At 55.5% G+C, this 5331-nt stretch carries 5 protein-coding genes; 1 reads left to right on the top strand and 4 read right to left on the bottom strand.

Features of this window, described 5'->3' with window-relative positions; all coding sequences use genetic code 11:
- The coding region (locus tag PHC90_14290; protein MDD3847513.1) for an FAD-dependent oxidoreductase at positions 1 to 1533 on the top strand (1533 nt) is incomplete at its 5' end.
- Here PHC90_14290 and PHC90_14295 read toward each other — a convergent pair.
- The 4 genes from PHC90_14295 to PHC90_14310 all read right to left on the bottom strand — a co-directional run bounded on the left by PHC90_14295 (position 1523) and on the right by PHC90_14310 (position 5174).
- A complete protein-coding gene (locus PHC90_14295; GenBank protein ID MDD3847514.1) occupies positions 1523 to 2221 on the bottom strand; it encodes an ankyrin repeat domain-containing protein in 699 nt (232 codons plus the stop codon). The genes PHC90_14290 and PHC90_14295 overlap by 11 nt on opposite strands.
- Before the next feature lie 65 nt (positions 2222 to 2286).
- Positions 2287 to 2793 carry a hypothetical protein gene (locus tag PHC90_14300; GenBank protein MDD3847515.1) on the bottom strand — a complete coding sequence of 169 codons (507 nt, stop codon included), beginning with the start codon at positions 2791 to 2793 and terminating at the stop codon, positions 2287 to 2289.
- Positions 2794 to 2805: 12 nt separating this feature from the next.
- Complete coding sequence (locus tag PHC90_14305; protein MDD3847516.1) at positions 2806 to 4104, bottom strand: bacteriohemerythrin; 1299 nt, start codon at positions 4102 to 4104, stop codon at positions 2806 to 2808.
- Positions 4105 to 4286: 182 nt separating this feature from the next.
- Positions 4287 to 5174 (bottom strand): nitroreductase family protein, encoded by an 888-nt coding sequence (locus PHC90_14310; protein ID MDD3847517.1) that lies wholly within the window; start codon positions 5172 to 5174, stop codon positions 4287 to 4289.
- Positions 5175 to 5331 lie beyond the last annotated feature (157 nt).

Raw genomic sequence — 5331 nt, forward strand, 5'->3', positions numbered from 1 at the left:
CTTTGGGAGGTACCGAAATCCATCATGAGATCACAGACACTGTCCACAGAATGCCAGAAGTTCGAGACCGATATCGTTATTGCCGGCGGGGGCTTGAGCGGCCTGTCGGCGGCACTCACCGCTTCCGAAAGCGGCGTAAGGGCAATCCTCCTTGAGAAAATGCCCTTTCTCGGCGGCGCCGGTCTTTTCCCGGAAGGTTCTCTCGGCATAGGTACACGATATCAGAAAGAGAAGGGGATCACGACAACCACGGATCAGGTTTTTGCCAGGGTGATGGAATTCCATCACTGGCGGTGCAATGCGTCGGTCATCAGAACACTCCTTAACGAATCCGGAAGAACGATCGACTGGCTGATGGACCACGGGGTCAGAATAGAAGGCATCAGGACAATGTTCCCGCCTGAAAAAAGCCTCCACGTATGGCACATCTTCGAGGGCCGGGGCGCCCGGGTTGTAAAGATGCTGTCCGATCACATCAAGGCGAAGGGGGTTCCGATCCTCACCCGCACGCCGGCAAAGAAGCTCCTTGTCGATGACAGGCGTGTCGTCACAGGGGTGGAGGCGGTGGATGCCGAAGGCCGGACCGTCACCATAGGTGCGGGAGCCGTTGTCGTGGCGACGGGAGGCTTTGCCAGCAACAAGGAAATGCTGAAAAGGTACGTGCCCGATGTCAGTGCCGCCGGAATGGCCAAGCTCATGTACCGCGGGCCTGCTGTGGACGGCAGGACGGGCGACGGGATCAACCTCGCCTTGAGCGTACGCGCCTCGCTCGCCGGCATGGATACCCTTGCAGGAAACAGCCCCTACCTCGACGATGAACCGGCCATCAGGCAATTCAGCGGACCGGACTACATGAAGCAGATGCGTTGCGCCCTGAGCCAACCATTTCTCTGGGTAAACAAACGGGGCGACCGGTTCTACAATGAGTCATTCGGTTCCGTTTTCAGCGATGTGTACAATGCAATGACCGCGAACGGCGGCCTGATGTGGTCCATCTTCGACGACAGCATGCGAAGGTCCATGGTTGACAACGGCCCCCTTACGCCCTTCAACGCCATTGTCGTTCCAGGGCAAAAGATGACGGCCCTTGATGAAGGGATCGAGAAAGGGATCGCATCGGGATTCGCCTTCAGAGCTGATACAATCGAAGAACTCGCGAAGGGGATACAAATACGACCGGAGAAGCTGCGGGAGACGATCGAGAAGGTTAATCGCTATGCAGACGAAAGGCACGACCCTGATTTCAACAGGAAACCGGAACATCTCGTGAGGTTTGAAACCCTGAATGGTCCATATTACGCCCTTAAGGGGCTCCGTGCATTCTTTTTGACCCTCGGTGGGGTCCAGGTGAACACACACATGCAGGCCCTTGACGGCAAAGGCGAGGCAATCCCGGGTTTGTATGTGACAGGGCAGGATATGGGTGGTCTCTACGACAGCACCTACGATCTTCTTGCAGAAGGCTCCGCCAGCAGCTTCGCATTGAGTTCCGGCCGCATAGCCGTAAGAAGCATTATGGAGGCTATTCGGTAGCGCCCGCCTCTCTCAGGAGCCGGGCTATCTCCCCACGGCCCCCGCCCGATGCATCCATGAGCGCGGTGTAGCCGCCGTCTCCCCTGGCGTTCACGTCTGCCCCTGCCGCTATCAGGGCCCGCACCACCTCCGCATGACCCGTCATTGATGCAAGCATAAGAGCCGTCAGGCCATTCTTGTCCTTTGCGTTCACATCGGCCTTTGCGGCTATCAGGATTCGAACCACCTCCGCATGACCTTTTCCTGATGCGTCCATGAGCGCGGTGTAGCCGCTCACACCTCGCGCGTTCACCTCCGCTCCAGCCGTCATGAGGATCCGCGCTGCTTCGGCGTGTCCCTCCGTCGACGCCCACATGAGCGCCGTGGTCCCATTTTTGTCCACGTCATTCACGTCCGCTCCAGCCGCCACGAGGGTCTCGATAAGGTCCGTACCGCCCCCTGAGGATGCCACCATGAGAGGGGTCACCTGGAACTCATCCCTGGCGTTCACGTCTGCCCCTGCCGCTATCAGGGCCCGGACCATTTCGGTGCGCCCCGCCTGCGCCGCCACCATGAGCGCCGTCCAGCCGCCTGTTGTATCCTTTGTGTTGACATCACCGCCCGCTGCGATGAGCGCCCTCACCCCGGCAATATCACCTTTTTCCGCCGCATCGATGAGCCTCCGTACCTGGTCGATCGTTTCTTCCATTGCAAGCTTCTCCCTTGGTCATGTTCCGTCATTCTTCGGGTTTCAATGCTTGAGATACTCGAATACTATGCTTTTATGTATCCCTTGTTCTGCGCCCTGCTTATGATCTGCTCAATGATCCTGTCCTTATGCTGCCGGGTATCATTGATGACTTCCTGCATGAGGGTATTGTATTCCACGTCATCGGTCTTCACGATCTCGGCATATTTGTCTTCGATATACCCCTGTTCCAGGCTCTGTGCGATAAAGAGAAGCTGGTCCTTCGTTATCTCGCCATTCTTTACCATTTCGATCTTGTCCACGATGTCCTTCACTATCGTCGCCAACGCATGAACATTGAAGGGACGCCCTGCCTGAAAGCGCTCCGGCTTCTTGAAGATGATCTCGATCATCTGCTCGATATGCCGGGCATGTCTCAATTCATCGCGCCAGATGCTCAGCCAGAACGGGCCGTCTTCTTTCCATGTCGATGCGCAAAGGCTGTACAGTTCAGCTATCCTTGTCTCGAACAGGGCCATCTGTTTCAACACTTCCAGTATTCCCGAAAGCTCTCCCGATACTTTGATGTCCATCTCTTTCCCCCTTCACCTGCCGGATGCTTTTTCCAGTCTGAGAAACCTTCCGAGATGCCTGTCCAATTTGCACGTGTGATTCACGAGCCAATCCACAACAAGCACCTGTATCTTGAAGAGAAGAAAATACAAATCGGAACCGTCAGACCCCTCAATTTCGCGCTTGAGGCCTGCAAGATAGTGTGTGAATCGTTTGTGCTGGTCTTTCTGAACATCGATGAACGGGTACCCGTTCCTTTCCATAATACCTTCTTCGTCCTTGAAGTGTATCCGGACATACTCATCGAGAAAATCGATCACAGGGCCGACTCTGGAAAGATCCCGGTCCTTTTTGATCGTCTCGGTGAATCTGTTCACCCTGGCAAACAATTGACGGTGCTGATCGTCTATCTCCGGGTACCCGATCTCGATATCCTTCGTCCATCTGACGGAGAGATCGACCTCGCCTGTTCCTTCATGAACACCTGTCTTCAGAAACCGTTCACATCTGTCGGCATATACCCTGGCAAGACTGTCTTCGGGGCATTCCGCGAGGCATTCCCCGAAAAGCTCGAGCGCCCGGGAAACCTCCCTGAAATGGAAATAGGCCACCGCTCTCTCAAAAAGTCTGGTCGTTCTGTGCTTGGCAGTTCGCACCTCCGGGAGGTCGGCATCAAAAACCTCATAGATGGATTCCGGCTGTTCCTTGCCCTTCACCCTCACGCGGTCGGCAAACCGTATCTTGTACCTTGAAACATCCTCGAGGCTGTAGTATGTGTGTTCGGTAATCAAAAGACTGACGCCGTAGTTCTTGGTCATGGTCTCCACGCGTGAGGCAAGGTTCACGGCATCACTGATGACGGTACCGTCCATGCGGTTCCTGCCGCCTATGATGCCCAGCATCATAAGACCCGTGTTCAAACCTATCCCGATAAGGATCGGCGGATACCCTGCCCCCGTCCTTTCCTTATTGTATCCGGCGAGACGGTGAAGCATTCCTATTGAGGCGTCGAGAGCATCGTCGGCACTCGTGGGAAAAAGCGCCATGATCGCATCTCCGATATACTTGTCTATCACACCGCTATGCCTGCTTATTACCGGCTCCATCCGCTCCAGGTAGGCATTGATGAACATAAAGTTCTCGCGGGGGGTCATCGACTCCGAAAGGACCGTAAAACCTCTCATGTCCGAGAAGAGAATGGTCATCTTCATTTCGAGACTTTCACCGAGAACGATATCGGCGATGGTGTCCTTGCCGAGCAACTGCAGGAATTGGTGGGGAACAAAGCGGCTGTATGCGCTGACTATGTCGTCAAGGGATAAGGTCTTCATTGTCTATTGCACCCTTTCTGTCTCTTTTGAATACCCTTATTGAATGACCATGGGAGCAATCAACCTCTTACGGCTATATCGCATATTGCAGGAAAAAAGTAAACAGATGCGGGCAATAGGTAATGGGTCATACCTGTCCAAAATAGATCCTGCGGAACAGGGCGGACAGGCCCAATAACCAATTACCTATCGTCATTCCACTTTATCTTTGCCGGATCACGGTCGATCCACCGGGAAAAGCCGATCTTCACATGGCCTAAGGTCATGCCGGCGTAAACACGTTGCCCCTTGGGGATTCGAAGCATTTCGGGTATCGACTTGTCATGGGCGCAGGCGGAGACAACATACCCGGTGTAGAAGGTGCCGAGGTTAAGGGCGCAGGCGGCAAAGGTGGCGTTTTGGAGGACCAGGTTCGCGTTCGCCTCGGCGAACCGTACACGCCTGTCGGCGTGAAACAGGATGAGCGCCGGGGCACGGTAAAGGATCGTGTCAATCCCTTTCTCCATGTTCCGCGCCGTCAACTCGAACTGGCCGATCCAGCGCGAATACTCTTCCTTCGTCATCAGGCCGCGCATGAGATATACGGCTCGGATAAAGGGGTTCCTGAGCTTCCTTGCCGACCTGCCCAGCCACTGAGCCGTCATGGACGCTATCCGCCGAAGTATCTCCCCATCGTCGACGGCGACGAACTGCGTGCTCTGGGTGTTCTTTGCGCTCGGAGCAAAGCGGGCGGCGTCAATGACCTTCCCGATCAGCTCCCTCCCGACAGGCTTTTCGAGGAAATTCCGTACGGACCGCCGCGCCCTCACCATCTCCTCCACCTGCCGAAATGACGGCAGGAGATCTTTATCGATCTCGCTGACAGCCCTTCCGTTAAGATTACGATGCCCTATCGCCCCGGCAGGACAGATAAGCAGGCAATGCCCGCAATCATTGCAAAATTCCGGGCGCGCAACCTCCGGCGCGTTCCCCGGCTCAACCTGAGTAAACACCTTCGGACAAACGCGGACGCAAAGCCCCTCCTTCTTGCATATATCCCTGTCGATCGTAATAAGACCGTCGTAACTCATATCTCTCGCAGAACCCTCCCGGGCCAGGAGCGGTCCGAACATGGTCGCACAACCAAAACCCCCTGCGCAACCGCTCACCGCCCCACGCATGCCTTGCAGTACACGAATCATATCGCCGCCACAGCGATAAGTCAATGGACACCGTTCCGGGGTAATG

This window comes from Syntrophorhabdaceae bacterium (assembly GCA_028698615.1).
Lineage (GTDB): Bacteria > Desulfobacterota > Syntrophorhabdia > Syntrophorhabdales > Syntrophorhabdaceae > Delta-02.

What these genes read in the sequence shown, in the direction of transcription:
- PHC90_14295 (MDD3847514.1), bottom strand. Translation starts at nt 2,221, where the DNA reads ATGGAAGAAACGATCGACCAGGTACGGAGGCTCATCGATGCGGCGGAA.
- PHC90_14300 (MDD3847515.1), bottom strand. Translation starts at nt 2,793, where the DNA reads ATGGACATCAAAGTATCGGGAGAGCTTTCGGGAATACTGGAAGTGTTG.
- PHC90_14305 (MDD3847516.1), bottom strand. Translation starts at nt 4,104, where the DNA reads ATGAAGACCTTATCCCTTGACGACATAGTCAGCGCATACAGCCGCTTT.
- PHC90_14310 (MDD3847517.1), bottom strand. Translation starts at nt 5,174, where the DNA reads ATGAGTTACGACGGTCTTATTACGATCGACAGGGATATATGCAAGAAG.